This is a genomic window from Vitiosangium sp. GDMCC 1.1324 (genome assembly GCF_003044305.1).
In the GTDB taxonomy this organism is placed as follows: domain Bacteria; phylum Myxococcota; class Myxococcia; order Myxococcales; family Myxococcaceae; genus Archangium.
Genome location: NZ_PZOX01000026.1, coordinates 38836 through 63461, shown reverse-complemented (window position 1 = coordinate 63461; position 24626 = coordinate 38836). Strand labels below are relative to the sequence as shown.

Annotated in this window: 19 protein-coding genes; 7 read left to right on the top strand and 12 right to left on the bottom strand. The window is 70.7% G+C overall.

Annotated elements, in window-relative coordinates; genetic code table 11:
* Positions 1–12: 12 nt before the first annotated feature.
* Both DAT35_RS47950 and DAT35_RS47945 read right to left on the bottom strand, forming a co-directional pair.
* Complete coding sequence (locus tag DAT35_RS47950; protein WP_369946365.1) at positions 13–3783, bottom strand: serine/threonine-protein kinase PknK; 3771 nt, start codon at positions 3781–3783, stop codon at positions 13–15.
* Positions 3784–4051: 268 nt separating this feature from the next.
* A complete protein-coding gene (locus tag DAT35_RS47945; RefSeq protein WP_108076071.1) occupies positions 4052–5269 on the bottom strand; it encodes a PepSY domain-containing protein in 1218 nt (405 codons plus the stop codon).
* A gap of 235 nt (positions 5270–5504) precedes the next feature.
* On the opposite strand from DAT35_RS47945, the gene DAT35_RS47940 reads away from it, so the two are divergent.
* Both DAT35_RS47940 and DAT35_RS47935 read left to right on the top strand, forming a co-directional pair.
* Positions 5505–6284: a hypothetical protein gene (locus DAT35_RS47940; protein WP_108076070.1), complete on the top strand. Its 780-nt coding sequence runs from the start codon at positions 5505–5507 to the stop codon at positions 6282–6284.
* Positions 6285–6371: 87 nt separating this feature from the next.
* The gene (locus DAT35_RS47935; protein ID WP_108076069.1) at positions 6372–8174 is read left to right on the top strand and encodes a hemagglutinin; all 1803 of its coding nucleotides are present in this window, start codon (positions 6372–6374) and stop codon (positions 8172–8174) included.
* A 72-nt stretch (positions 8175–8246) separates the two neighbouring features.
* On the opposite strand, the gene DAT35_RS47930 is transcribed toward DAT35_RS47935, so the two are convergent.
* Both DAT35_RS47930 and DAT35_RS47925 read right to left on the bottom strand, forming a co-directional pair.
* Positions 8247–9122: a DUF4157 domain-containing protein gene (locus tag DAT35_RS47930; RefSeq protein WP_108076068.1), complete on the bottom strand. Its 876-nt coding sequence runs from the start codon at positions 9120–9122 to the stop codon at positions 8247–8249.
* Positions 9123–9136: 14 nt separating this feature from the next.
* The gene (locus DAT35_RS47925; RefSeq protein WP_158502176.1) at positions 9137–9841 is read right to left on the bottom strand and encodes a TIGR02466 family protein; all 705 of its coding nucleotides are present in this window, start codon (positions 9839–9841) and stop codon (positions 9137–9139) included.
* Between the two features lie 157 nt (positions 9842–9998).
* On the opposite strand from DAT35_RS47925, the gene DAT35_RS47920 reads away from it, so the two are divergent.
* Positions 9999–12824: a pitrilysin family protein gene (locus DAT35_RS47920; protein WP_158502175.1), complete on the top strand. Its 2826-nt coding sequence runs from the start codon at positions 9999–10001 to the stop codon at positions 12822–12824.
* Positions 12825–12992: 168 nt separating this feature from the next.
* Here DAT35_RS47920 and DAT35_RS47915 read toward each other — a convergent pair whose 3' ends face one another.
* On the bottom strand, positions 12993–13739 hold the full coding sequence (locus tag DAT35_RS47915; protein WP_108076066.1) for a DUF899 domain-containing protein: 747 nt from the start codon (positions 13737–13739) through the stop codon (positions 12993–12995).
* Between the two features lie 48 nt (positions 13740–13787).
* Positions 13788–15005 carry a helix-turn-helix domain-containing protein gene (locus DAT35_RS47910; protein ID WP_108076065.1) on the bottom strand — a complete coding sequence of 406 codons (1218 nt, stop codon included), beginning with the start codon at positions 15003–15005 and terminating at the stop codon, positions 13788–13790.
* Positions 15006–15280: 275 nt separating this feature from the next.
* Between DAT35_RS47910 and DAT35_RS47905 the strand changes: the two genes are divergently transcribed.
* Positions 15281–15919: a PQQ-binding-like beta-propeller repeat protein gene (locus DAT35_RS47905; RefSeq protein ID WP_108076064.1), complete on the top strand. Its 639-nt coding sequence runs from the start codon at positions 15281–15283 to the stop codon at positions 15917–15919.
* A 48-nt stretch (positions 15920–15967) separates the two neighbouring features.
* On the opposite strand, the gene DAT35_RS47900 is transcribed toward DAT35_RS47905, so the two are convergent.
* The 4 genes from DAT35_RS47900 to DAT35_RS47885 all read right to left on the bottom strand — a co-directional run bounded on the left by DAT35_RS47900 (position 15968) and on the right by DAT35_RS47885 (position 19432).
* Positions 15968–16546 (bottom strand): dihydrofolate reductase family protein, encoded by a 579-nt coding sequence (locus tag DAT35_RS47900; protein ID WP_108076063.1) that lies wholly within the window; start codon positions 16544–16546, stop codon positions 15968–15970.
* A 117-nt stretch (positions 16547–16663) separates the two neighbouring features.
* The gene (locus DAT35_RS47895) at positions 16664–16789 is read right to left on the bottom strand and encodes an ArsR family transcriptional regulator (protein WP_233262153.1); all 126 of its coding nucleotides are present in this window, start codon (positions 16787–16789) and stop codon (positions 16664–16666) included.
* A 75-nt stretch (positions 16790–16864) separates the two neighbouring features.
* Positions 16865–19126: a PhnD/SsuA/transferrin family substrate-binding protein gene (locus tag DAT35_RS47890; RefSeq protein WP_233262139.1), complete on the bottom strand. Its 2262-nt coding sequence runs from the start codon at positions 19124–19126 to the stop codon at positions 16865–16867.
* Between the two features lie 108 nt (positions 19127–19234).
* Positions 19235–19432 carry a hypothetical protein gene (locus DAT35_RS47885; protein WP_108076062.1) on the bottom strand — a complete coding sequence of 66 codons (198 nt, stop codon included), beginning with the start codon at positions 19430–19432 and terminating at the stop codon, positions 19235–19237.
* Positions 19433–19633: 201 nt separating this feature from the next.
* Between DAT35_RS47885 and DAT35_RS47880 the strand changes: the two genes are divergently transcribed.
* On the top strand, positions 19634–19975 hold the full coding sequence (locus DAT35_RS47880; protein ID WP_108076185.1) for a DUF2171 domain-containing protein: 342 nt from the start codon (positions 19634–19636) through the stop codon (positions 19973–19975).
* A 166-nt stretch (positions 19976–20141) separates the two neighbouring features.
* A complete protein-coding gene (locus DAT35_RS62245) occupies positions 20142–21878 on the top strand; it encodes a kelch repeat-containing protein (protein WP_199243224.1) in 1737 nt (578 codons plus the stop codon).
* 15 nt (positions 21879–21893) lie between these two features.
* On the opposite strand, the gene DAT35_RS61485 is transcribed toward DAT35_RS62245, so the two are convergent.
* Both DAT35_RS61485 and DAT35_RS47865 read right to left on the bottom strand, forming a co-directional pair.
* Positions 21894–22568 carry a hypothetical protein gene (locus tag DAT35_RS61485; protein WP_233262138.1) on the bottom strand — a complete coding sequence of 225 codons (675 nt, stop codon included), beginning with the start codon at positions 22566–22568 and terminating at the stop codon, positions 21894–21896.
* A 7-nt stretch (positions 22569–22575) separates the two neighbouring features.
* Positions 22576–23112 (bottom strand): Wall-associated protein precursor, encoded by a 537-nt coding sequence (locus DAT35_RS47865; RefSeq protein ID WP_108076061.1) that lies wholly within the window; start codon positions 23110–23112, stop codon positions 22576–22578.
* Between the two features lie 119 nt (positions 23113–23231).
* Here DAT35_RS47865 and DAT35_RS47860 point away from each other — a divergent pair, with 119 nt between their 5' ends.
* Entirely contained in the window at positions 23232–24623 is a 1392-nt protein-coding gene (locus DAT35_RS47860; protein WP_108076060.1) for a M24 family metallopeptidase, read from the top strand.
* Positions 24624–24626: the final 3 nt, after the last annotated feature.

Genomic DNA, 24626 nt, shown 5'->3' with positions numbered 1-24626 from the left:
TGGGCGGGTGCTTCATTCTCCTCGTGAAGAGGGGGAAGGTTGTGGCTCCTGTGGCTCGGGGAGCGACGGGCCTTGGGCGCCGGGTGTTGCTTCCCAGGCAACGCGGAGCGCGTCCAGGCGCGAGTGCCACAGGGGAGAGGCCGCCGCGGTGCTCTCGGCCTGGGAGAGCCACGCGTGGGCTTCGTCCCGGCACCCGGCCCGGAGCGCGGAGCGGGCGGCCTGGTACAGCACCTCCGTCAGCTCGTCGCCCGAGGTGTTGGGCTGGGACTCGCTGGCGAGCGCCTTCCACTCCCCGGCGTCCCGGGTGCCCGTGCGCGCCTCGCGCTCCAGCAGCTCCACCAGCCGCCACAGGGCCCGGGTGTTGGGCGGGGTGTGCTCGGGACGGCAGTGGGTGGAGAGCCAGTCCAGCAATCCGCGCGCCTGCGCCAGGTCCCCGCGCTCCGAGCACACGCGCGCCAGCAACACCGCGTCCACCGCCACCGGGTGCTCGCCGAAGAAGCGCCCCCCCAGCTCGTGCGCGCGCCGGGCCAGCCGGTACGCCTCCCCGGTGTGTCCCATCCAGTGGAGGAACTCGGCGAGGTTGCCCGAGGCCCAGCGCTCCACCTGCGGGTGGCCCAGCTCGCGCGCCAGCGCCGTGGAGCGCCGCAGGTCCTCCAGCGCGGACTCCACATCGCCCCGCGCGCGCCACAAGAAGGGGCGGTTGATGAGGGTCGCGGCCTCGTGCAGCGCGTCCCCCTCTTTGCGGCACAGGGCGAGCCCCTCGTCGAAGGCCCGCGCGGAGGCCTCCACCTGCTCGGCCAGCGCCAGCCCCGTGCCCTGCATCATCAGCGCGATGACGCGCGTCTCCGTGTCCCGCGCGAGCGTGGCCGACTCCACCGTGGCGGTGAGCAGTCGCGTCGCCCTCGCCCAGTCGCCCTGTCTCCAGGCCTGGCGCGCACGGGCCAGCGAGCAGCGCACGGACAGGCGTGGATCATCCAGGGACTCGGCCTTCTCCAACGCCTCTCCGGTGCGCGCCGTCGTGCCCTCCGCGTCCTCCAGCCAGTCCAGGACGGTGGCCTCTTCCAACAGCAGGTCCACCTCCAGCGCCGTGTCCCCGAGCGCTCCGGCCAGCGCCCGCGCCGCGCCCAGGTCCGCCAGGGCCTCGCGGAAGCGGTGGATGCGGTAGCGCACCCGGCCCCGTCCCGCCAGCACGCGCGCGCGCCGCGCCGGGTCTCCCTCGGGGAGCTGCGCCAGGGCGTGGGTGTACTCCTGCTCGGCCTCCACGTAGCGGTGGGCCTGGCGCGCGGCCTCGCCCAGGGCGAACCAGGCCGTGAAGGACTCCTCGTGCGCGCCGCATGCCGCGGCATGGCGTGCTCGCCGGCGCCGCTCCGCGTCTCCCTGTCCGGAGAGGCCTCGCAGGGCCGCCGCGTGCAGGGCCCGGCGCCAGGGGGCGGGCAGGGCGCGCTCGAGTGCCTCGCGCAGTTGGGGCTGGCGGAAGGCGTAGCGGTTCGCATCCACCGCCCGCAGCAGCCCCGCGCGCTCCAGCCGCGCGAGCCCCATGCCCGCGTCCAGGCCGGCCACGTGCGCCGTGTCCTCCTTCGCGTCGAGGTGCCGCTGCGCCGCGTCCACCTGCGCCACCGTCAGCTCCTGGCCCAGCACCGCGCACAGCTGCGCCAGGCCCTGGTGCGCCGCGGGCAGCACGGAGAGGGCCCGCGCGGCGAGCCGCTCGAAGAGGGGCGTCACCGAGACGTGCAGCAGCTCGTCCGCGGCCACGTACCACTCGCCCCGCGGCGTGGCGCGCAGGGCCCCCGAGGTGCGCAGCGCTCCGGCCACCTCCACCAGCGACAGCGGCACGCCCTGCGTCAGTTGCTCCAAGCGGGCGAGCACCGGCTCGGGGATGAACTCGGCGGGACGCAGCAGGTGCAGCAGCAGCGCGCGGCTGGCCTCGGGCGCGAGCGGAGGCAGCACATGGCGCGCGGGCTGGCCGGCGCGCTCGCCCAGGAGGGGGCGCAGGCCCAGCAACTCGGGACGCCCGGCGGCACATACCCAGAGGGGCACCTCCCGCGCGGCGAGCGTGGCCACTTCCAGCGCATCCAGGCTGGTGGGGTCCGCCTGGTGGGCGTCGTCCAGGAGGAGGGCCAGCGGCCTCTGGGTGGCGAGGTGGCGCAGGGACTCGGCCACGGCGCGGGCGAGCGCATGGCGCCGGGCTCCGGAGGGCGCGGAGGGGAGGGGCGCATCCGGGTTGCCGCACGCCCACAGCGCATGCAGGAGGGCATCCGCTCCGGAGGCGTCGGGGTGGGGCGCGGCGAGGCGGAGGACGCGGGCGTGGCCCTCCGCCTCCAACCTCGCGGCGAGCGCGTCGAGCAGGCGCGTCTTGCCGTGGCCCGGCTCTCCCGTGAGGACGGCGAGGCCGGGGCCGTGGCCCGAGAAGGAGCGGGCCGCGTCGGCGAGGAGCATGTCGAGCAGCGCGTCGCGGCCCAGGAGGGGCGGGGGCTCGGCCGAGGCGGGGGTCCGGGTGAGGGAGGAGTCTCCCGAGAGCAGCAGGGCGCCCGAGGGGCTGGGCGTCGTCGCGCCCTCTCCGAGCCGGGCGGCGGCCTCGGGCGTGGCGAGCAGGGCGGTGTCTCCCGGGGCGCCAGGCCACCAGGACTCGGGCTGCTCCAGGGCCGCGCCCGCCATGCGCGAGAGGGTGGTGCCGGGGCGCACGCGCAGCTCGGCGAGGTGGAGGACGGCGGTGGTGCCGGGCTCGCGGGTGAGCTGGCGGGCGGCGCGGGCGGCGGCGCGCAGTCCCGCCTCGGCCGAGGGGTGCTCGGGGAAGGCGACGAGGTACAGGCCCGGGTGCACGCGTGCGAGCAGCCCGCCCTCGGGCGCCACGGCCGCGGCGAGCTGATCCACGTCCAGCTCTCCGCGCACGCCGAGGAGCGCCACCGCGCGCACGCCCTGGGGACGCGCGGGAGCGAGCGCGTCCACGGTGGCCACCGGCGTGCCGGGGCTGGTGCGGCACGCGGTGTCGAAGGCGGCGAGGAGCTCGGCGGCGGAGGCGAAGCGCGCGGCCCGGTCCTTGGCGAGGCAGCGCAGCAGCACGTCGTCGAGGGCCGGCGGCACGGGGGCATGCTCGGAGGCCCGGGGCGGCCGGAGGCTGACGTGGCCGTGCAGCACCTCGTCTGGCCCGCCGGTGAAGGGAGGGGCACCGGTGAGCAGCTCGAAGAGGAGCACGCCGAGCGCGTAGAGGTCCGTGCGCGCATCCACGTCGCGAGACTCGAGGCACTGCTCGGGGGCCATGTAGACGGCGGTGCCGAGCCGCTGGCCGGTGCGGGTGAGGCTGACGGACTCCTCGGGCTCGTCGGGGTCGGAGGCGTCGAGGAAGCGCGCGAGGCCGAAGTCCAGGAGGCTGAGCGCGCCGCCCTCGCGCAGGAAGACGTTCTCCGGCTTGAGGTCGCGGTGGACGAGCCCCGCGCCATGGACGCGCCCGAGGGCCTCGCACAGTCCGGCGAGCACGTCGCGCACGTGAGACAGAGGCGCGGCGCCGGAGCCCGGGAGCGCGGCCATCCAGGCGGCGAGCGTCTGGCCCCGCAGGCGCTCGAGGACGAGGAAGGCGCGGCCATCGGCGGAGCCCTCGAGGAAGAGCTCGGGGACGATGGGAGGGCCCACGCGGCGCAGGGCGGCGGCCTCACGGGCGAAGCGCGCGGCGAAGGGTCCGAGCGCCACCTTCAGGGCCACCTCGCGCCCGTCCTCCTCGCGCCGGGCGGAGAAGACGCGGGAGAAGCCCCCGGCGCCGATCAGCGCGCGGAGCTGGAACCCGGGCACCTGGGGCAACGCGAGGGACTCCGGCTCCGGGATGGGCCGGGGCCGTTGCGCGTGCAGGGGACACGCGATGCCGTGTGCAAGACGGCGGTGACAGTCCGGACAGCGCATGGAGGGAGCGGCGTGGGTCGCCGTTCTACGAGGTTAGCAGAGACGCGGCGGGGACGCGGAGACGCCGGTCTCCTACCGCACACATCCGCGACACGGAGCCTCTCCGTGCGCACCCTTTGCGCCACCCGCGCCGAGCCTCCTTCGTGCGACGCAGCGGCCGTCAGGCCGTCGGCTCGGACTGCTCCGTGGCCGCGGGGACCTCCGCGGGAGTGGTGCGGGCGTTGCGGCGCGGGAAGAACCGCCGCCAGGACAGGGCGAAGCCGGTCCACACGAGGACGACGCCCCCCAGCGAGGCGAGCGCGGCGATGAGCTGGCCCACCCACCCGAGGGCCTCGCCCGTGTGCAGGAAGCGGATCCACGTGCGGGCCTGGCGGCCGGTGTTGGTGTCCGCGAAGGTCTCGCGGAGCAGCACCTTGCCGGTGAAGGGGTCCATCGCGAACTGCGTGGACGCGAACAGGGGCCAGGCGCCCGGCTCGCGGATGGAGAAGGTGAGGGCCTGCGTCCCCTGCGGCTTGGGAGGGGGGCCGCCGGGGCCACCGCCCAGGCGCACCGAGATGTTCTCCCAGGCGGGCACCTGCGCGAGGGCCTCGGTGAAGAGCGTGTCGAGCGCGATCGGCGTGGCACCGGCGGGCGGCTCGGGAACCTTGACCACGGTGGGCGTGGGCGGGCCCTGGGTGGCGGGGGGCGTATTGCCCGTGAGCGTGTAGACGAGGTCCGAGGCCCACTTGTACGAGATGACCATGCCCGTCGCCGTCAGGACGACGAGCACGGGGAGGAACCAGAGGCCGAGCACGTTGTGCCAGTTGAAGTCACGAGCCTTGCCCCGCAGCCCGCTCCGGAACCAGACGGTGGGCCGGACCGTCCGCCACGTCCACTTGCGAGGCCACCACAGGTACAGGCCGGAGACGGCGAGGAAGAGGAACACGGCGTTGCTGGCCCCGGTGATGGCGCGGCCGGCGGCGCGGTTGTCGCCCTGGGCCCCGAGCCACCGGTGCCACTCCTCCATGACGTGGAGGAAGTTGCGGAGGCCCTTGGCGCCCTGCTCCTTCACCTCGCCCGTGTAGGGATTCACATACACCCCGCTGCCACGGCCGATGCTCACCAGCACGGCGGCGGTCGGCTCGGGGTACACCGTCACGCCCGAGGGCTTCGCCTCCGGACGGGCCTGGCGCACGCGGGCCAGCAGCTCGTCGATGGGCAGCCGGGGCGCGTCCGGCGCGGGCGCCTGCACCCACCGCTCATGGTCGGCCCAGTCCACGAGCTCGTGCTCGAAGGCGATCACCACTCCGGTGATGGACATGATCGCGATGACGAGCCCCGCGATGATGCCGGCGACCAGGTGCGGCCAGAAGATGACTTTGCGGAAGGTGACGCTCATGGGGGACTCGGCGCTACAGGGATAAGTAGAAATTGAGAATCATTATCAATTTCTACTTGGTGCCACGAATACCCCACGTCCGGCGGGTCGTCAACGCGAGGGGGGCGGGGGCGCCCCACCTGGGCCTGGCTCCTGTCACCGGCGTGACGTGCAGGCGCATCCATCCTGCCTCCGGACAGAGGTCAAAGGCATACTCCTCCAGACGCCCTTCCGGCGCCCTCCTACCGGAGTCCTCATGCTCGCGACGCTGCTCGTCCTGTCCGTCCTGCAGTTCTCCCCTGCGGATGCTCCTCGGCTCGATGCTCAGGAGACTCGTGCGTTGAGCCTGCTCGCACCGGTCGCCGCCGCTTCCTCGGGGTACAGGCTTCTCTCGCACGAGCATGACCCCGGAGTCGGCGTGTCTCCGCGCTCCTCGCCCTTCTCCTTCTGGCGCGCCTTCGGGCAGTTCTCCGCGGGTTTCGGCGCGCAGCTCCTCGTGGGCTCCGCCATGTGGGCCGTGGAGACGCTCGCCCTCTTCGGCACCGCCGCCTTCGATTCCACCTACAACGGTGGCGCGGGCACTCGCACCATCCTGGGCTCGGGCATCCAGACGATGATCATCCTCAACGGAGCCGTCCTCCCGTTCCTCAGCGCGCTGCCCATCTGGCTCATCTCCAAGATTGACCGGGGCTACCTCCACAGCTTCCCGTGGACGTGGCTCTCCGGCGTCGCCACCTACGCGGCCTACTGGGCTGTGTGGGCCGCCCAGCCGCTGCGCTACGACGGCCTCGAGCTCGTCCTCTGGCCCACCCACGTGGGCAGCTGGCTCCTCGTCTCGCTGGTGCAGGCCATCGTCGTCCACCTCACCCGCGAGCCGGATCCATCCGCCTTCGAGGCCACGTCCGTGACTGCCGCGCTGGTGAACGTCAACGGCTCGCGCGTCTCCGTGGGCGCTCCGCTGCCCACGCTCACGGCGGATGCCTCGCGTCCGGGCCGGATGGTGCCCGTGTTCTCGCTCGCACAGGGCCGGTTCTGAGGCGACCGGTCGTCCCTGCACGGCCTCCCGGAGTTGCCGCTCTCCCGCGTCTTCTCGTATGACGAGTGGCAACTCTGGAGGTGTACCGTGCCGCCCTCTGCCTCGCGCCGCTTCGTCCCGGGCACCGTGCCGGGGTTCCCGCTCGGGCTGATGGCCCTGGTGCTCGCACTGCTGCCGGCGGCGGTGCGCGCCGACGCGGATGTGTTTGGCCTGGGCAATGGCCAGCATGGCGCGCTGGACGTGGTGGAGGCGGGGGTCGTCATCAACGCGTCCACGCCGCTCACCGCCGAGGCGCCCGCGGGGGCCACCGAGCTGGGAGTCGCGGACGAGTCGGCCTTCGCCCCGGGCGAGCTGGTGCTCGTGCTGCAGGTGGGGGACGAGCTGCCGCTCGACGAGTACCGCAAGGGGGGAGACACGCTCGACGTGCAGGACTGGGGCGCCGGCCGGTGGGAACTGGCTCGCCTGTTGGGGGTGGCACCCGGAGTGCTGCGGCTCGAGGCGCCGCTCTTGAGACGCTTTGCCCTCGTGTCCCAGGTGGTGCGCGTGCCCGAGTTCACGGAGGTGCGCATCTCGGAGCGCGGCTCGCTGCGGGCGCGGCCGTGGAACGGGCGGAGCGGCGGAGTGCTGGCGTTCCTGGCCACCGGCACCGTCTACAACCAGGGCGGGCTGAGCGCGAAGGGCGCGGGCTATCGGGGAGGCGAGGCCGAGTCGGGAGTGGCCACGGCGCTCTACGGCTGCGCTCAGGAGGACGGGGACGCTCCGAGCGGAGGAGGCGCGAGCAAGGGCGAGGGGCTCGCCAGCGGACTCTCCGGTGCGCCAACCCATGGGTATGGGCGGCTCGCCAATGCAGGAGGCGGAGGCAACTGCCATGACTCGGGGGGAGGCGGAGGCGGCCACGTCGGCAGGGGAGGGAAGGGCGGAATGTCCTCGCAGGAGACGGTGCGCGACGTGGGGGGCCGGGGCGGTATGCCGCTGCGGTACTCGAGCCCGCGCGAGCGCCTGCTGTTCGGTGGCGGTGGTGGCGCGGGAATAGAGGGCTCCTCGGGAGGCGCGGGCGGCGGCATCCTCTTCGTGCGTGCGCGCTCGCTCCTGGGCTCCGGTGAAGGCAGCACCCTCACCGCGAGCGGGCAGGATGCACCCTCGGCGGTGAGCATCCACGGAGGGGGAGGCGGAGGGGGCGCGGGAGGCACGGTGCACGTGCGTATCGCGGAGGGGCTTGGCTGCACGTCGCTCCAGGCCCGGGGAGGCGTGGGGGCGAGCAGTGACATCTCTCCCGGCGGAGGGGGCGGAGGCGGCTCGCTGTTCGTCCAGGCCGCGGGGGGCGTGCCGACGAGCCTTTGCAAGGCCTCGGCGGGGGCGGGGCTCGCGGGCTACTCGCCCACCGGCACCCGGGGCGCCGAGCCCATCTCCGAGGGCGACTCCAATTTCGATGGGAGCGTGTCTGTCATCACCGAGGGCTTCTCGGTGCCTCCCGTGCCCACCTGGGTGTCTCCCGGAGCCGGGGCGGCCGATGTGGAGCCGCTGCCCCGCCTCGAGGGGAAGACGGCACCCGGGGCGACCGTGCAGGTGCTGCTCGATGGCGCGCCGCTCGGAGCGCCCGTGGTGGCGGACGCGTCCGGTGGCTTCGCCGTCGTGCCTTCGACGGAGCTCGCCAGTGGGGCCCACGAGGCGCGCGCGTGGGCCGAGTTGCTCGGTGCGAGGAGCGCCACTTCGGCGCCGCTCGGCTTCACCGTGAGCGATGGGAGCTCGGCGGGGGGTGATGGCGAGGTGGACGAGGGGCTGGCGCTCCGGGTGGGCTTCGGGTGTGGAGTGGCGTCGGGGCGTGGGGCGTGGGGGCTCGGGCTCGCGGTGCTCGCCCTGGCCCTGGGGCGGCGCCGAGGGTGGGCATAGCCGAGGGCCACCTCGATTCTCGTGGCGCGCCGCCGGACAGCTCCAATTGTCTGGATGCTGAGCCGCCGATTCTCATTTCTTCTTCTTGGCCGGTTTTTTTGCCGCAGCAGCTGCGGGAGCAGCGGCCGCAGCAGCCGCGGGAGCTGCGTCTGCCGCTTCTCGTCGAGCGCGCAACTCTTGAAGCCACTGCTGGTGCGCCTCGGCCTCCTTTTGGCTACTCGCGGCGTACTGCTCTCTCTTCTTGTTGCTGAGGTGCTTGCCTTTAGTGCCCGAATCCAGCTTGTGGTGATTTTTCGCCTGGCTCTTCACGAATTCTGCGGCAGCTTCCTTGGCCTGATCGTCTGACTTCCCCTGGCACTGGATGACGCCGCCTCCGCCCGTGACGGCCTTGCGCTGCACGCCGCTGCCAACGCCGCGTACCGTCGCCTCCAGCCCCTGGGCTGCCCGAGCGCCTTGTCGATCGGCCTCGGCCTCGAGCCCGGGGTCGGCGTTGATCGGCGCTCCCTTGCCCTGCGGGATTGCGACATGGCCCGCGCGCTGCTGCACGACATGCGTCAACTCGTGCCCGATGAGCGCCTGCCCCGACTGCGTCTCTGGCTGGTAGCGGCCGGGGGCGAAATGGAGGTCGTGGCCGCGGGTGTAGGCGGTGGCGCCGAGCGCGGCCGCGTTCCCGTTCTCGTGGACGCGCACCTGCGCGAAGTCATGTCCGAACGCTGTCTCCATCTTGGCGCGCAACGGCTCTGGCAGGGGCTGGCCCGTCCTGCCCGCGGCGGGCGGGGTCGCGTACGTCGGTGTCTGCTCGAGTCGATGGCCCAGGTCGGCGGCGCGATCGAGGTTGGCGAAGCTCGTCGTCGCGGGTTGAGCGGCCTGCGGGGCCGTGGCTGTCGAGGGCGTCGTCACCGTCGCCGGGGCGGCGGTCTTCCGTTGTACGGGCACATGCCTGCTCATGTTCTGCTCTCCGTTCAGAGTTCCTGAAGATACGCATTGAAGGCGACGGTGATGCGCACGCCGGGACCCGTATAGGGATGCACCGAGTGGCCGAGGAAGCCGGGAAAGACGACGAGCATCCCCGTGTCAGGGAGCACGTCGAAGTCCTCGGCGAAGCCGAGGAGCCGGCTGTGGAGCATGGCGCCGCCAGCGCGCGGCTCGTAGAAGCAGAGCTTTCCACTGTGTGGGTTGCTCGGGTCGGGGCGGCCGGCATTCACATAATAGGAGCCGGCCAGGTGGCTGCCGGGGTGGACGTGATGGGTGTGGTAGCCGCCGCGCGGGAGCACGTTGGCGAAGGCGGACAGCTGGGTGCGGATGCGGGTGACGGCGCCTTCGGGCATCACGGCGCTCAGGCAATCGAGCACCGCGCGGTGGATGAGCGCGCGCAACTCCTGGAGCTCCGGCGCGAGCTCGCTTCCGTTGCCGTCGGGCTCGAAGAGGTCGTCGCTCGACTGCCATCCTCCATGGTTGCTGCGCTGCCGGCCAGGGTCGCGCGCCTGACGCTCGAGGATGCGCTGCTCAAGGGCCGCGTTCCACGGAGGCGGTGGCATCAGGCGGCGGATGAAGATGGGCGTTGCCCAGAGCAGACGCAGATCGTCACGGGGGAGGGTCGTGGGGGGTGGAGAGTCCTCGCGTGCGCGAACACGCCTGGGCGCGGTGCGCCGGGAGCGGGGAGGCATCCGCGGAGTATACGCGCTGCGCCCAAGGCGGCCCCTCCCGTTCGTCACGAAGTGGGCCTTTCTTCCGCGGACTCGTCCCATCACGGCTTGACCCCATGCCCTGTCCATCTGTTTCATGATTGCATCTGCCGTCCGTCTGCCGTCTGTGGGGGCCCGCTTGAGCGACACGCTACGGATGATGAGCCGGTTTTTCTGCATCGTTGCACTGGCCACCGCCACCAGTGGGTGCATGGGGCTGCGCTATCCACCTCGCTTCGGAGCCCTGCGCGCCGAGGACCAGCCCTTCCAATTTCGGCATGACATTCTTCTGTACACCGCCGACAACGGCATGACGGTGGCGCTGTTGCCCGATCGGCGCACCAATCTGGTGACGGTGGATGCCCGCTACCGCGTCGGTGCCTCCGACGATCCCGCCGGACGCGCTGGCCTGTCTCACCTGGTCGAGCATCTGACTTTCGAGGCCCGGACGGGAACGGATCGCGCCACCCTCGCTGACCGTCTGGGCGAGGCCGCCCTCCAGCACAACGCCTTCACCACTCACGACGTCACCCACTACATGGCCACGGCACTCGCCCACCGGCTGTCGGACGTGCTCGAGCTGGAGGCACAGCGCCTCGAAATGACTTGCGCGCAGATCGACGACGACGTCTTCATCCGCGAGCGCGACGTGGTGCTGGAGGAGTCGGCCGAGAAAACCACGCCGTGGAGTGAGCTCAACCTGGAAGTCTCTCGCGCGGTCTGGGGCGAGCACCACCCGTACGCGCGCGGTCTCGGCACTCGCGAGGTGGCAGACGCCACCAAGGACGAAGCCTGTCGTTTCCTTGGCGGCCACTATGCGCCCAATCGTCTGATGTTGGTCGTCACCGGCGATTTCGACCCCGACCGGGTCTCCCAGGCGATCGGCACGCGCTTCGCCCGGGTTACACGCAAGAGCGACGCCGCGCGAGCCGTTGTCCAGGAGGCCAGGCTCACGGGCACCCGGTCACGGCACCGGGCCGACATCGATGATGCGGTCGCGCTCGTCTTCTTCCCGGCGCCATCGTGGGGGGGCAAGGACGCGGTACTGCATCAACTGGCGCTCAATCGGTTGCGCGGGGTCATGGCCCAGGCCGACGAGGAACTCGACTGGATCACGAACGTGAGCGTCTCCATCGCGGGGGCCGGCCGGGCCCAGTTGATTCGCGTCATGATCTCGGTCGACGACCCCGAGCGTCTCGACGCCGCCGTCGACGAGCTCTTCACGCGCGCGCCGTCGATGTTCACCGATATCGGTCCGTACCAGTCCTCGAACATGATCGACCGGCTCCAGACGGGCTACGTGGCGTCGTACGAGTCATTCGAGACGCGCGGCGCGTGGCTCGCCGACTATTTGACCTACACGCGGCATGACGGCTTCATGATTCCCGAGCTGCAGGCCCTGGCGAACACTTCGATGGCCGACGCCGACCGCTATGCTCGAGCGAGGTTCGTACGAGAGAAGAGCCATGTTGCCCTGGTCGAACCCAGTGGCAATCCGGCGACCGCCACGCAGACCGAGGTGGCGTCGGGCCGCGAGCTCGATCTCGCTCCGTGGCGGGCGCCGGTCGATCCCTTGGAGGCCCAGCGCCCGCTCCCCGCGCCCAACACGCGGGTCAGCGACACGATCGACGAGATGACCCTGGAGAACGGGCTCCGCGTGGTCCTGGCTCCGGATCCCACCAGCGCACTGGTCGATGTGCGGTTGGTATTCCCGCATGGCTCGGCGTCCGACTCGTCTGAACGCCTGGGCCGGGCCACCGCTGCCGGCAAGTTGTTGGAGCCCATCCCGGATCGGCGTTATCGGGCAAGCGACGTGTTCCTGATCGGATGGGGGTTGAGCATCGGCACCCAGTTCGATGTGGATGTCTACGAAACCTCGACGGTGTTCAAGGCGCGTGGTTCCTCCAACAGGGCTGACTGGCACGTGTGGCGCCTGTACTGGCTCATCGAGCAGTGTGGCTATCTGGACGATTCCGTGAAGACCTTCCGCGACGACATCATTCGTGCCAGCGCGGATGACGTCGATCCAGCGGAGACACGGGTCCGTGAGCTCCTGTTCGGCGCCAGGCATCCCTATTCCGCCCCGCTGCCGACTGGCAACGATTGGAGTTGGCTGACCCCTGCCGAGTTGGAGGACTATCGCGAGAGATACTACGTGCCGCGAGGGGCCACGTTGATCGTCACGGGCGGCTTCGAGGTCGAGGCGATGCGACAGCATGTCCGGGAGCTGTTCGAGCCGTGGCGCGATTCCTCCGTCGAGCCGCCCGCGACGGTCCCAGTCGCCCGGCCCGCGCCGGGGCCGAGTTGGATAGGACTCCGGGAGCCATCCCGCACGCAGGTGGGCCTGGTGGTGGCGTTCGCGACCGCGTCGGAGCCCGACCGGGACCAGGCCGCGCGGCTGGTCCTGCGTGAGATGGTCAGCGATCGGCTGCGGATCGTCCGCGAGGGGATGGGCGCGTCGTACGGCGTGAACGTGGCGTACGCCGGGCGTACCGGTGGCGGCGCGCTCTACATCGAGAGCGACCTCGAGCCGGTGAGGGCGGCGAAGGCCGCGACCGCGATCGTCTCCGAGCTCGAGGTGCTGCGTACCGGAGCCGGCGCCATGGCCGAGGACTTCGTGCGGGCGCGGCGCCGCGCGCTTGCCAGCGCGTTGGCGGATGCCGCTGGCGTCACCGCGGTGGCGGACGAGCTCGAGTACAGCATGCGACGCGGCCTGCCGGTGGGGCACATCGACCAGCTCGCGCTCGCGATCAGCAAGGTCACACCCGCCGAGGTCGCCACCGTGGCGGCCGCCGACCTCGACCAGAGCCGCAGGGTGGTCTGGGTTTCCGCCACGCCCGAGCGATTGGACGGGGTCATGGCCGCGCTGGGAGCGACCGATCCCAAGCTCTTCGACTCGGAGCACCAGTCCGAGGGGAAGGAGAAGGCAGAAGGCGTACGGGTTCGCGCGGAACCCGGCCGATAGCGCGTGGATGCCCTTCTACGGTACGCAGCTCAGCATGACGAGTGGTCCGCTTGAGGCACGGAACCACTTCGGCGCCCTCCCGCACACGCTTGATCCAGTCCTCGGTGGTCAGCGTTCTTCCTGGCCTGGAATTGTCCCAATTTCCTGGTGGGTTCACGCCGTTTCCGCTCAGGGTGCACTGTACTTGTCGTGATGGCGCACCCACGCCATCCCATACGGCAGCTCCTGCTCCTGGCGGCCGAGCGGCGTGAGATCGAGATAGTTGTACGTGTTGATCAGGAGATCGAGTCCGCGTGTGTAGGTCGAATACGTGTGGAAGATGTCGTTGCCCTCGCGGAGGAATACGCTGAGGCCCGGCGCCTCCGACATCGGAAAGGGCTTCTTCTCGTAGTTGTATTCGACTGTGTTCGCCGCGACGTCCTCGGGACGGAACGACACGTGGTAGTCGTAGTTGAAGTCGGTGTCCGACGAAGAGAGCCAGCGGAACTTCCAGCCCATGCGCTTCTTGAACCTCTCGAGCTTTGCGAGCGGCGCGCGAGAGATGGCCGCGAACGACGTATCGCGCGCCGCGAGGTGAACGATGGAGCTCTCGAAGTTGTCAGCGACGAAGGAGCAGCTCTTGCACCCCTCGTCCCAGCTCGGATCGAACATGAAGTGGTAGATGATGAGCTGGCGCTTACCATCGAAGAGCTCGGCGAGCGTGCGCTTGCCGCTCGACTCCTCGAAGACGTAGCGCTTTTCGACCTTCACCATCGGAAGCTCGCGACGCGCGGCGCTCAGTGCGTCGCGTTCGCGTGTGAAAGCCTTCTCCCTCGCGAGCAGGGCCTTGCGGGCCTCGACCCACTCTTCGTGCGTGACTACGGCTTTGCGCGTCTTCTCCTTCGTCTCCACCGTGCTCGTGCTCGCCTGGCCCATGATGTGACTCCGTGCTTTCGGGCGGCGCTCGTGCCGCCACGGAGTGATCTACGTCTTGGGAACGAGACCGAGGAGTAACATCCGTGACGCGATGGGCGTCCCGGGCCGCGTATAGCGCACGTCTCTTCCCGTTCCCGTCCGGATCGCACCGCCGCTCGCCACCAGAGCGCCGAGCGCTCGCTGCGCGGTGCGCTTCGAGATGCCGGCATGCTCCGCCAGACCCTGCGCCGACCACGACGCGCCATCGCCGAGGAGAAGCGCGACACGTGCGACCTCGTCCTCCGATGGGGGAAGAAGCACGGCCACCTCACGCGTCGAAGAGAGCGCGTAGCCGTCCGGCGTGGCGAGCGGCTCCGCGCCGAGCCCGGCCATGACCTTGCGGAGCCGGCCGATCTCGACACGCAGCCTCGCCCGATGCGAGGCGTTGACCCGGCGCACGTCGAAGGCGCGCGCCGCGAGCTCATCTCGTGGCACGGAGGCTGGCCAGGCGCGGCCGAGGACGAGGAGCAACGCGAACAGTACGGGTCTCCGCGCGAGCGGGATCCTGATCTGTCCGCCAATGACGAGGCGCCGGCATGCATCGACGAGGAGGAACTCGCCGCGAGAGACGTCCTCGATCGCGAAGAGATCGGCATCGTGGAGTACGCCTCCGCGCAGTATCCGGGCGACGGGCCGCGAGAGCTCCTGCTCGAGCGCGACGAGCGCACGCGCGAGCAGGTGATTCGGTGCTCCTTCGAGCGCACGGCGAGCGTGGGAGAGAGCATCGCGGGCATCGGTGGTGGCGATGGCACGGAGGCAGATCTCCGCCTGGGCGAGCAATGCGACCGCGCGCAGGTCCGGCGCGAGCTCCGTGGCCATGACCTCCTCGACGACACGGCGGGCCTCGCCGAGGCGGCCGAGCAGGACCTCGGCGCGAGCGAGGACGAGGCGCTGCATCGCCGCATTGCGCGCATCGCCGAGGCGGGCGAGCTCGTCAGCGGAGGCCTTCGCGGCTCGCGCGGCGGGCGTGGGATCTCCCGTGCTCAGCTCGAGCTCGACGAGTGCTGCTCTGGCGCGTGCTCGAGTCAGCGGCTCGTCCGCGAGCGAGAGGGCCCGCTCGAGCGACTTCCTCGCCAGCTCGAGATCGCCGATCTGCGCGTAGGCGATGCCCCTGAGCGTGAGCCCGAGCGCGCTCTCGAGCCGTCCGACGAGCCCGAGCGCCTTCAGGGGTTCGCCGCTCGCGAGCGCGCGCCCGGCGTCGAGGAGGGCTGTAGGAGCGGACGGCATGCTCCGAGGATCGCCTGGGGCGGCTGACTTGTCATGTCCTCGCCGAGCGCCGCTCTCCGCGTCACGAATGTTACTCCCGGGTCTCGCCGCGCATCCCTAGGGTTTCCTTGGAGCTGACCCAGGAGGAACCGTGTGCCCCGCGTGTTGGACATCCCTTGCGCTCACCGTCGCCACGACAACGGGAGCCGGCGCCGCCGTGACGGCGTTCGTGGTACGAGCGGCGCGGTCGTTGACGAAAGACCCGCAACCCGAGCCCCAAGCCCGAGAGCCTCGCCATGAGCACGTCGAAACGCACCGCTGAGATCGTTCGCGAGTACCGCCCCTTGGACGACGCGCGGATCCATGGAGTCACCTTCGACGGGAAGCTCGTGTGGTTCGCGCGCGACAACGAGCTCATCGCGTTCGATCCGGAGACCGAGCAGGTCGTCCGCCGCCTTCCGGTTCCGGCCGCCGATGCCGGCACGGCGTTCGACGGCGAGCACCTCTATCAGCTCGCGCACGGAGAGATCCTCGTCATCCAGCCGGCCGACGGCCGCATCGTCCGGAAGCTCCCCGCGCCGGGGAAGGGCCATGCCAGCGGGATGGCGTGGGCGGATGGTCATCTCTGGATCGGCCAGTACGACGACGCGAGAATCCACAAGGTCGACGCGAAGACGGGCGCGGTCGTGAAGACGCTCACGTCGGACCGATTCGTCACCGGCGTGTCGTGTGTCGAGGGGGCGCTCTGGCACGGGGCGAGCGGGGACGGGAAGCCGTGTGAGCTGCGTCGGCTCGCATCCGATGGAACGGTGGAGGAGGCCCTGGCCGTTCCCGTGACGGCGATCGCGGGTGTCGAGGGAACGGGTGACGGCGGCTTCTGGTGCGCCGGGGAGAAGGGCAAGCTGCGCCTGGTCCGCCGCAAGAGTCAGGGCTGACGAGCCCGGATGGGGTGAGCGCCCATCGCCTCGGCGACGCCCGTGCGTTCAGGCGGCCCGGCGTCGCCGGTAGTGCAGGATCACCGCCCCCGTATTGAGCGAGCGGCTCTCGATGAGCTCCAGGTCGATTCGGCGGAATCCCGGCGCGAACAGCCGCAGGCCGTTGCCCAGCAGGTTGGGAGTGATCATCAGGCGGTATTCGTCGAACAGGTCCAGGGCGACGAAGCTCTGGGCGATTCGCGCACCGCCGAACATGAAGAGGTCGCCCTCGTCCTTCTCCTTCAGCCGTGCGACCGCGCCCGGCAGGTCGTCGCGCACGACGGTCCCGTTCCAGCCCGGCTCATCCTCGAGGGTGGTGGAGAACACGGTCTTTGGCAGCCGGTTCATCACGGAGGCATAGGAGATCGAGGCCGCGGGGCTCTTCGGATCCGTCTCCGCCGCGCCCCAGAAGTCCTTGTTGAACAGGAAGTTCTTCCGCCCGTAGAGCAGCCTCTTCGCTCGCTGGAGCGCATAGCCGGACCAGTGACGCTCGAGGTCGTCCGACCAGTCCGGCGGGATGAACTCCCCGTTCGGACCGGCGATGTAGCCATCGAGGCTCGTGAACATCGAAAGCACCAGCTTGCCCATGACCTGACCTCAGCCGAAGACCGCTTGCGACATGCAAGCAGTCTTGAACTACTTCGACTGGTTTTGTTTTGCAACCAGTTTCGAGGTGGAGGCAATTGCCGAGCCCCCGTGCGCCCCTCACGCCATCTTTCGCAGGTACTCGGCGAGCACACGCAGGTGCTTCGAGATGGCGGGGCCGCTCATCACGAACGGCGCCGAGAGCTCCTTGACCGTGGCCGCACCCTCGGCGAGCCGGGCGAGGATTGCTCAGCTCGTTTGGTGATGAACCTGGAGATCAGGTATGGACGCGACCCGCTGCGTGCCGGCCTGGTCACCCAGCTAGGAGGAGGTCCGCTGCGCGGTCTGGAGGATGACCGTGAACGTGGTGCCTACGCCCTCGCGGCTCTCCGCTCGCAGCGTGCCTCCCAGGCTCGTGATGATGGCGTGGCTCACCGACAGCCCCAGTCCCGTGCTCGCCGGCCGCGTGGTGAAGAAGGGCTCGAAGAGGCGCGCCAGCACCTCCGGCGGCATGCCCACTCCCGTGTCCTGCACCTCCACCACCACCTCGCCCGCGGGGCCCGTGTACGTCGCCACCCGCAGCACGTTGCGCGTCGCGTCCAGCTCGCTCATCGCCTGCACCGCGTTGAGCAGCAGGTTGACGAACACCTGCCCCAGCCGGGCCTCGTCCCCCTCCACGGGCGGCACCGGCCGGAAGTCCTTCTCCAGCCGCGCCCGGTGGCGCAGCTCTCCGCGCACCAGGCTCAGCGCATGCTCCAGCACCGGTACCACCTCCACCGGCTCGCGGTGCTCTGGCGGCGCGCGTGACAGCATCCGCAGGTCCTGCACAATCACTTTCAGCCGATCGGCTCCATCCGCCGCCTCGCTGAGCGCCTGCAGCACGTCGTTCAGGTCCTCCGAGAGCTCGTGGCCCTGCGCGCGCAGTGCTTGCTTCATCCGCCCCAGCTCCTCGCGGGCGAAGCCGAGGTTCGCCAGCATGTAGGCCAGGGGGTTGCCCATCTCGTGGCCCACCGCCGCCGCCAGCGAGCCCAGCGCCGCCAGGCGATCCGCCTTGAAGAGCTGTGCCTCCATCTGCTTGCGCGCCGTCACGTTCTTGGCGAACACGCGCAGGCCCCCGCGGTCCACCAGGGGCGCCACCGTCAGCTCCCAGTGCCGGCCGCTCAGGTGCACCGTCGGAGGGGACTCGCCCACCTCCGCGCCGCGCCGCGCCCAGGCGAGCGCCGCCTCCACCAGCGGGTGTCCCGCGCCGCGCACCAGCAGATCCGGGAAGGCCGTGTGCGCCGCCGGGTTGGCGTAGCGCAGCTCTCCCCCTGGGCCCAGCTCCAGCATCGGCTCCGGGTGCAGCAGCGGGAACGAGGCCAGCCGGTACAGCTCGTCCTCCAGGGCGCGCAGCTCGGTGACGTCGCGCACCAGCAGGGCCGTGGTGGTGCTCCCCGCGCCGCCGGTGGCCGACATGCGTACCGTGGCCTCGGCCGCGTACCAGCGCGTCTCGCTCTCCACCTCCATGCGGTACTCCACCCGTCCGCCCACTCCGCTGTGCCGCGCGGCGCGAGCGAGCGCCACCAGCGCGTCCCCCGCCTCGGGCCCCAGCACCGCCGCCAGAGGTCGTCCCTCGGCGTGGCGTACGTCCCTGCCGAAGGCCAGGCCCGAGGGCGACCACAGCCGCATGCACCGCTCCTGCGCGTCCAGCTCCGCCGCCAGGTACTCCGCTCTCCGCGCTGCTCGGGTCGGCGGGGGCCGGGGCGAGGGCATGGACGAGAGGACGAAGCCCTCGCTGTCGAAGAGGCCGAGCAGCGGCTCCAACCCCGCGCCACCGCCCGCCAGCGTGGTGAGGATGGACACCAGCGCGGCCGCGTCCGCCTCGGGCATGCGCGAGGTGAGGATGAGCCCGTCGGCGAGCGTGGGCTCGGTGAACTCGAAGGGGATGAGCCGGCGCTCGTCCGCGCCCACGTACTCGGCGAGGTATGCGCGGACGGTGTTCTCCTCGGGGTGGCTCGAGTAGATGGCCGCCACGTCCGCTTCGCCCTCGAGCACCGCGAGCAGCGCCTTGCGGTAGCTGCCGTGGTAGCGCTCCTGGGCGAAGGTGTCCGCCGGGAGCAGTCCCTTCGCGACGAGGTGGCGCGTGGGCAGCAGGTAGCCGCCGGTGGAGCGCGGGGCCACCCAGGCGGCGCGCGTGCCCTTCAACGTCTCCAGGGTGAGCGGCTGAGCGGCCCGGCACACCAGGGCCGCGTGGTAGTACCAGCGCCCGGCTCGCACGGCGCGCAGCACCGCCCGCGCCTGGGCCTCGAAGTCGGTGCACTGCTCGGCCGTGCCCCAGGCCAGGTCCACCTGTCCCTCCACCAGCTCCCGCTCCAGCGCCTCGTACGAGGGGGCCAGCTCCACCACCACCGGGCGGCCCAGCCGCTGGGTGAGTGCTCGGCTGAAGAGCTCGGCGCGCACGTGCTCCTTCACCTCTCCGAGCGGCGGCGAGAGGAGGAAGCGGAGGGGGGCGGCCGGTGACGTCACGTGCGTGTCTCCGCGGGCGGCCCGGATTCTTGCGCGCTCCCGCACGGGCAGCATGCCGGACGTCCTGGGAGTGCGCATCTTTCGCGCTCGGCGTGACGCTCACGCATGCCAATCCCGTGGGGCTCGTGTTTTTACGGCTTCATCTCAGCCGCTGAGAAGCCCGGGGGCATGCGTGCGGGAGATGGCTCAGGCGTAGACCTGTTCGCTCTCCACGGAGGCCTGCAGCTTGTGGCTGAGCTGCTCGAGCCTGTCGTAGCGGGCCTGCAGCATCTCGCGGTAGGCGCGGTGATCGGCGTGGGCGATCTCATCGAGCAGCTCGCGCAGGGACGAGTCGAGGACTTCCTTGAGCTCGCGGGCCTCCAAGGCAGTCAGTTCCAGGAGCATGGGGAGCTCTCCTTTCGTGTCGGAGGAACGTTAGGCACCGCGTGCGGTGACGTCCCCGAGCGGGGGGTTTCCGCATGCGAGCCGGGGGGAGGAGCCATCCCCTGTCTCCAGGGCCGCCCGGTTGCCGTGGAGCGGGAGCTTCCCCACACAGTGGGAAGGGGCCCGGTGCGGGAGGGCCTGGGGGCTCGCGAGGAGGACGCCATGGTGACGAGGGACGACGTACACGAGGGCATGGTGGTGCTGGACGCGGACGGGCGGAGGGTGGGCTACGTGCGCGCGCTGGGCGAGGAGCACTTCGAGCTGGAGCCGCGTCTGCTGTCCAGCGAGGAGTACCTGGTGGAATACAAGGACGTGCGCCGCGTGCACCATGGCGAGCTGCACCTGGTGCCCCATGGCGAGGTGTACCTCAAGCGCCAACCGCACCTGCTGAAGGTGGAGGACGACGACGGAAGTGCGCTGCCGCCGCGGCACCACGAGGCCATGGATGCGGAGCCGGTGAACCTGGAGGAGGTGGAGAAGGAGGCGCACCACGCGGGCTCATGAAGGAGCCATGACGGGCCCATGACGGGGTGCGGCACGAGCCGTGCCCAACCTGACAGGTCTGTCATACAGAGGACGATAACCCTCGGGAATCACAAGGGTTCTTGGCGCCGGGGATGTCAGACCCGGCGTGTAGACCCGTCCCTCTCGGAACGGATTGGGAAGGGTCATGAAAAGGGTTTCGACGTCCTGCGCCATGCTGGCGCTTTTTACGTTGGTGTTCTCGTGCAGCTCGGCGCCGCCGCCGGACGAGCTGTCGCGGGAGGTAGCGGTGCAGGGGCTGTCCACGCCGCGCAAGCTGATGCCGCTGGTGGAGCTGGCGGACGGGCGGGTGCTGGCGGCGGGTGGGCATGATGGAAGCCGCTCGCTGTCGAGCTGCGAGGTGTACGACGCCGAGAAGGGCGGGTGGCTGAGCACGGGCGCGATGCGCACGGCGCGGCGCAACCACGCGGCGGTGCGGATGACGGACGGGCGGGTGCTGGTGGCGGGAGGGACGTACTCGGCGTCCTTCGGAGCGCTGGCGAGCGCGGAGGTGTACGAGCCGGGCACGGGCCGGTGGACGCAGGTGGCGGACATGGCCGAGGCGCGCAATGACCCGGCGGCGGTGGCGCTGCCGGACGGGCGGGTGCTGGTGGCGGGCGGCTTCGACGTGGACCGGCACCCGGTGCGCTCGGCGGAGCTGTTCGATCCGGCGACGGGCCGGTGGACGCGCACGGGAGCGCCGACGTCCGCGCGCAGTGGAGCGCAGACGGGCGTGGTGCTGGGCAACGGCAAGGTGCTCTTCGTGAGCGGGCTGCAGGCGGAGCTGTACGACGTGGCGAGTGGCCAGTGGGCGAAGGCGGGCCCGGTGGGAGGCGCGGCGGGGACGCACCGCTCGGGGCACTCGGTGACGTTGCTGCCGGACGGGCGGGTGCTGGTGGTGGGCGGCACGACGTCGCGCGCGGCGGCCACGGCGGAGCTGTACGAACCGGTGAGAGGCGAGTGGAAGCTGGCGGCGGCTCCGGTCACGCCGCGCGAGGCGCACGGGGCGCTGGTGACGGGGGAGGGGCGGGTGCTGGTGGCGGGAGGCTTCCACGTGACGTCGGGGGCGCTCGCGTCGGTGGAGAGTTATGACCCAGCGGCGGACACGTGGAGCGCGGAGCCGACGCTGCAGGCGGCGCGGCGTGGAGCGGGGATGGTGTTGTTGGAGGACGGCGCGGTGCTGCTGGTGGGAGGCTCCAACGACCTGGAGGGAACGCTGGCGACGAGCGAGCGGTATGACCCCGGGGTGTGCATGCCGCTGACGTGCGAGGCGGCGGGGCAGGCGTGCGGCGTGGTGGCGGACGGTTGCGGTGGGACGCTGGAGTGCGGCCCGTGCGAGGTGGCGCCCGCGTGTGGAGCGGAGGGCTGTGGCGTGGAGCGCGCGGAGTATGACGCGGAGCTGCGGGCGCCCCGGTGCGACGAGGTGTCGGCGGGGTGCAGCTCGGGCGGCCTGTTGGTGGGACGGGGGCTGCTGGGCCCGGAGCCGAACATGCCCAACGCGCTGTGGGGCACGTGCGGAGACGGCGAGGGAGGCGCGCGCGAGCGGGACGAGGCGCTGGAGGCGCTGCGGGTGACCACGGTGGATGGTGGGAACCTGGCGCCGGGGAAGATGGTGCGGGTGGAGGCCACGGTGTGGGCGTACGCGGAGCCGGAGGCGAACCGGTTGGACCTGTACTCGGCGGCGGACGCGCGCAATCCGGCGTGGACGTACCTGACGACGCTCTCGCCGGCGAAGCCGGGGTCTCAGGTGCTGACGGCCACGTATGTGTTGCCGGCGGGCTCGCTGCAGGCGGTGCGGGGCGTGTTCCGCTACGCGGGCAGCGCCGAGCCGTGTCCCGGCGGCGTGTTCGATGACGTGGACGACCTCGTCTTCACCACGCGGTGAGGAGAGGCTCCGGCCTCAGGCGGAGCCCTCCTTCGTGGTCGGCAGGGGCTCGGGCGCATGCGGGTCCCACACGTACTCCTCGGTGGGGGTCAGCCTCATGTTGGTGAACCCGTGGCGCGCGACGAAGCGTGCGAAGCGCTCGGAGACGGTCAGATCACCGTACAACCCCCGGGGACGGAAGATGTCCTCGCCCTGCCAGGTGCCGGGCTCCAGGGTGAATCCGTAGATGGATTTGAACCGCGTGAAGCGGCACTCCTCGCAAGCGGGGGGCTGTGCGCCTCGGATGTGGCTGTGCGCGAGGTCCACCGCCGCGTGGCCGAAGCAGGGCGTGACGACGAAGTAGCGGGGAACGTTGGAGGGCTTGGATCCTCGCCGCTTCCTGCGCACCCGGAGGACCTCGACGGGGTGGAAGCCTTCGAGCCCCGTGAGCCCCTCGTCGCGGAAGGCCTGGGCGAAGCGTTCGGAGACGACGAGGTCGTCTCCTGTGGGTTTGATGAAGTCGCCAAACTCCTTGCCGTGCAGCTCCAGGTTCGCGCGGTAGGGCGCGAGCCATTGCAGCATCCCAATGGGAGCGCCGCATCGGGGGCAATCGACTCCCTGTCCTCGGTTGACAGGCTCGGCCTTGTCGATCTCGGCATCGTAATGCGACCAGAGAACGCCTTTTTTCAGGACGAAGAACCGGGGGGACATTGGATGTTCAGAACCCATTAGGGAACCTCGCACGCATCAAGGGTCGACTGTAGATCTCCCGAAGGAAATCTTCGAACTGCTTGGGGGTCGCATCACGGTTGCTCTCGAGCCATTCGATGACCTCGTCATCCACCTTCCGGTGCCACTCCTGATAGCCACAGTGGGATTTCTTATCCACGGCCCGGGTGACGAAGCGTCGGTCTCGGGCCTTGTAGTGGCCCTTGAGGGTTTTGTGGTCCTCCAGAGCTTTGGCGATGGGCTTGGAGATGATGTGGTGCAATTGTCCCTTGCACTCCTTGGGCTCGGAACAGTCGGAGGCAGACTCGGCCTCGAGTGCCTCCGCTTTCTCGCCGACATCCTCCACCACCTTGGCTAGCGCTGCGGCCTGCTCCAACCGTGAGAGGATCTCCGCCGCTTGTTCCGGCTCGCTCAGTCGAAGCGTCTCGCACGCACTGAGCATGCCTTGCTTGCAGGAGCACACCGTGGAGAAGTCATTCGGTGCGCACGGAAGCTGCGTGAGCAGCAGCAAGAGGACTTTGAGCATGGGTTTCTCCTGGGCGATGGGTTGGGTCCAGGAGGCTACTACCGGAGCGTGGGACCGCGACGCCGGGTGAAGGCAGGGAGGCGCGCGAGCCGGGTCCGCTCGTGCGAAGCTGCGCGGTCATGAAGAACACCCGGATTCGTCTCCTCGTCCCCCTGTTCCTCTTCACGTCCGCCTGTGCCACCACGGCCCCCGTCTCCCACGCACCCGAGGCCGCCGCGCCCGAGCGCCCCTTCGGCTCGCTGAGGGAGCAGGCCACGCGGCAGCAGGCCTGGTTGCGCGAGCGCCTGGACAAGGCCCTGCCGGCGCTCATGCGCCAGTACGGCATCGAGATGTGGGTGGTGCCGATGCGCGAGTACAACGAGGATCCGGTCTTCCCGGCGCTGGTGTCACCCACCACGTTCGCGGCGCGGCGGCGCACCATCTACGTCTTCCACGACCGGGGTGGGCAGCTGGTCGTGGAGCGGCTCGCGCTGGGCGGCGGGACACAGGGCGGCGTCTACGAGGCGAGGCGAGCGCAGATGCAGGTGGACGGAGGCGGGGTGACCCGGCAGGCCGAGCTGTGGGGCCCGGACCAGTGGAAGGTGCTGAAGGCGGTGTTGGAGGAGCGCAAGCCGAAGGTCATCGGCATCAACGTGTCGCGCACGTTCGCCTTCGCGGATGGGCTGTCACATGGCGAGTACGAGGGCATGGCGGAGGCGCTGGGGACCGAGTGGACGTCCCGGATGAAGCCGGCCGAGGGTCTGGCGGTGGACCTCATCGCGTGGAGGAGCGCGGACGAGGAGCGCTTCTACGAGGACCTGACGAAGCTGGCGTGGAACATCATCGAGACGGGGTTCTCCAACCAGGTGATTACGCCGGGCAAGACGCGCACGAGCGACGTGGTGTGGTGGATGAGGCAGCGGGTGAACGACCTGGGGCTGGGGACGTGGTTCCAGCCGTCGGTGGAGGTGCAGCGGCAGGGGAAGACGGAGGCGGAGCTGGGCGAGGACCCCATCATCGAGCGGGGTGACGTGCTGCACTGCGACTTCGGGGTGACGGCGCTGCGGCTGAACACGGACACGCAGCACATGGGCTACGTGCTGCGCGAGGGCGAGACGGATGTGCCGGCGGGGTTGAAGGCGGCGTTGGGGCGCTCGAACCAGCTGCAGGACATCGTGGTCGAGGAGCTTCGTCCGGGGCGGACGGGCAATGAGATTCTCAAGGCCTCGCGCGAGCGGATGAAGGCCGAGGGCATCGACGGGACGGTGTACTCGCACCCCATCGGGCTGAACGGGCACGGAGCGGGGCCGATGATTGGCCTGTGGGACCGTCAGGAGGGCGTGCCGGGCAACGGTGACCACAAGGTGATGGGGAACCAGTGGTTCTCCATCGAGCTGCAGGCGACGAGCCCGGTGCCGGAGTGGGGCGGGCAGCGGGTGCGCTCGGCGCAGGAGGAGGACGTCATCGTCGACGGGAGCGGGAAGGTGCGCTGGGCCCTCCAGCGGCAGACGGCCTTCCACCTGGTGCGGTAGGGT

Bases quoted from the DNA above. Each gene is read 5' to 3' on its own strand.
- DAT35_RS47885 (WP_108076062.1), bottom strand. From the start codon at position 19,432: ATGCTCCTGGAACTGACTGCCTTGGAGGCCCGCGAGCTCAAGGAAGTC.
- DAT35_RS61485 (WP_233262138.1), bottom strand. From the start codon at position 22,568: ATGTCCCCCCGGTTCTTCGTCCTGAAAAAAGGCGTTCTCTGGTCGCAT.
- DAT35_RS47890 (WP_233262139.1), bottom strand. From the start codon at position 19,126: ATGCGCACTCCCAGGACGTCCGGCATGCTGCCCGTGCGGGAGCGCGCA.
- DAT35_RS47915 (WP_108076066.1), bottom strand. From the start codon at position 13,739: ATGGGCCAGGCGAGCACGAGCACGGTGGAGACGAAGGAGAAGACGCGC.
- DAT35_RS47925 (WP_158502176.1), bottom strand. From the start codon at position 9,841: ATGCCTCCCCGCTCCCGGCGCACCGCGCCCAGGCGTGTTCGCGCACGC.
- DAT35_RS47880 (WP_108076185.1), top strand. From the start codon at position 19,634: ATGGTGACGAGGGACGACGTACACGAGGGCATGGTGGTGCTGGACGCG.
- DAT35_RS47860 (WP_108076060.1), top strand. From the start codon at position 23,232: ATGAAGAACACCCGGATTCGTCTCCTCGTCCCCCTGTTCCTCTTCACG.
- DAT35_RS47930 (WP_108076068.1), bottom strand. From the start codon at position 9,122: ATGAGCAGGCATGTGCCCGTACAACGGAAGACCGCCGCCCCGGCGACG.
- DAT35_RS62245 (WP_199243224.1), top strand. From the start codon at position 20,142: ATGAAAAGGGTTTCGACGTCCTGCGCCATGCTGGCGCTTTTTACGTTG.
- DAT35_RS47865 (WP_108076061.1), bottom strand. From the start codon at position 23,112: ATGCTCAAAGTCCTCTTGCTGCTGCTCACGCAGCTTCCGTGCGCACCG.
- DAT35_RS47905 (WP_108076064.1), top strand. From the start codon at position 15,281: ATGAGCACGTCGAAACGCACCGCTGAGATCGTTCGCGAGTACCGCCCC.
- DAT35_RS47910 (WP_108076065.1), bottom strand. From the start codon at position 15,005: ATGCCGTCCGCTCCTACAGCCCTCCTCGACGCCGGGCGCGCGCTCGCG.
- DAT35_RS47945 (WP_108076071.1), bottom strand. From the start codon at position 5,269: ATGAGCGTCACCTTCCGCAAAGTCATCTTCTGGCCGCACCTGGTCGCC.
- DAT35_RS47940 (WP_108076070.1), top strand. From the start codon at position 5,505: ATGCTCGCGACGCTGCTCGTCCTGTCCGTCCTGCAGTTCTCCCCTGCG.
- DAT35_RS47900 (WP_108076063.1), bottom strand. From the start codon at position 16,546: ATGGGCAAGCTGGTGCTTTCGATGTTCACGAGCCTCGATGGCTACATC.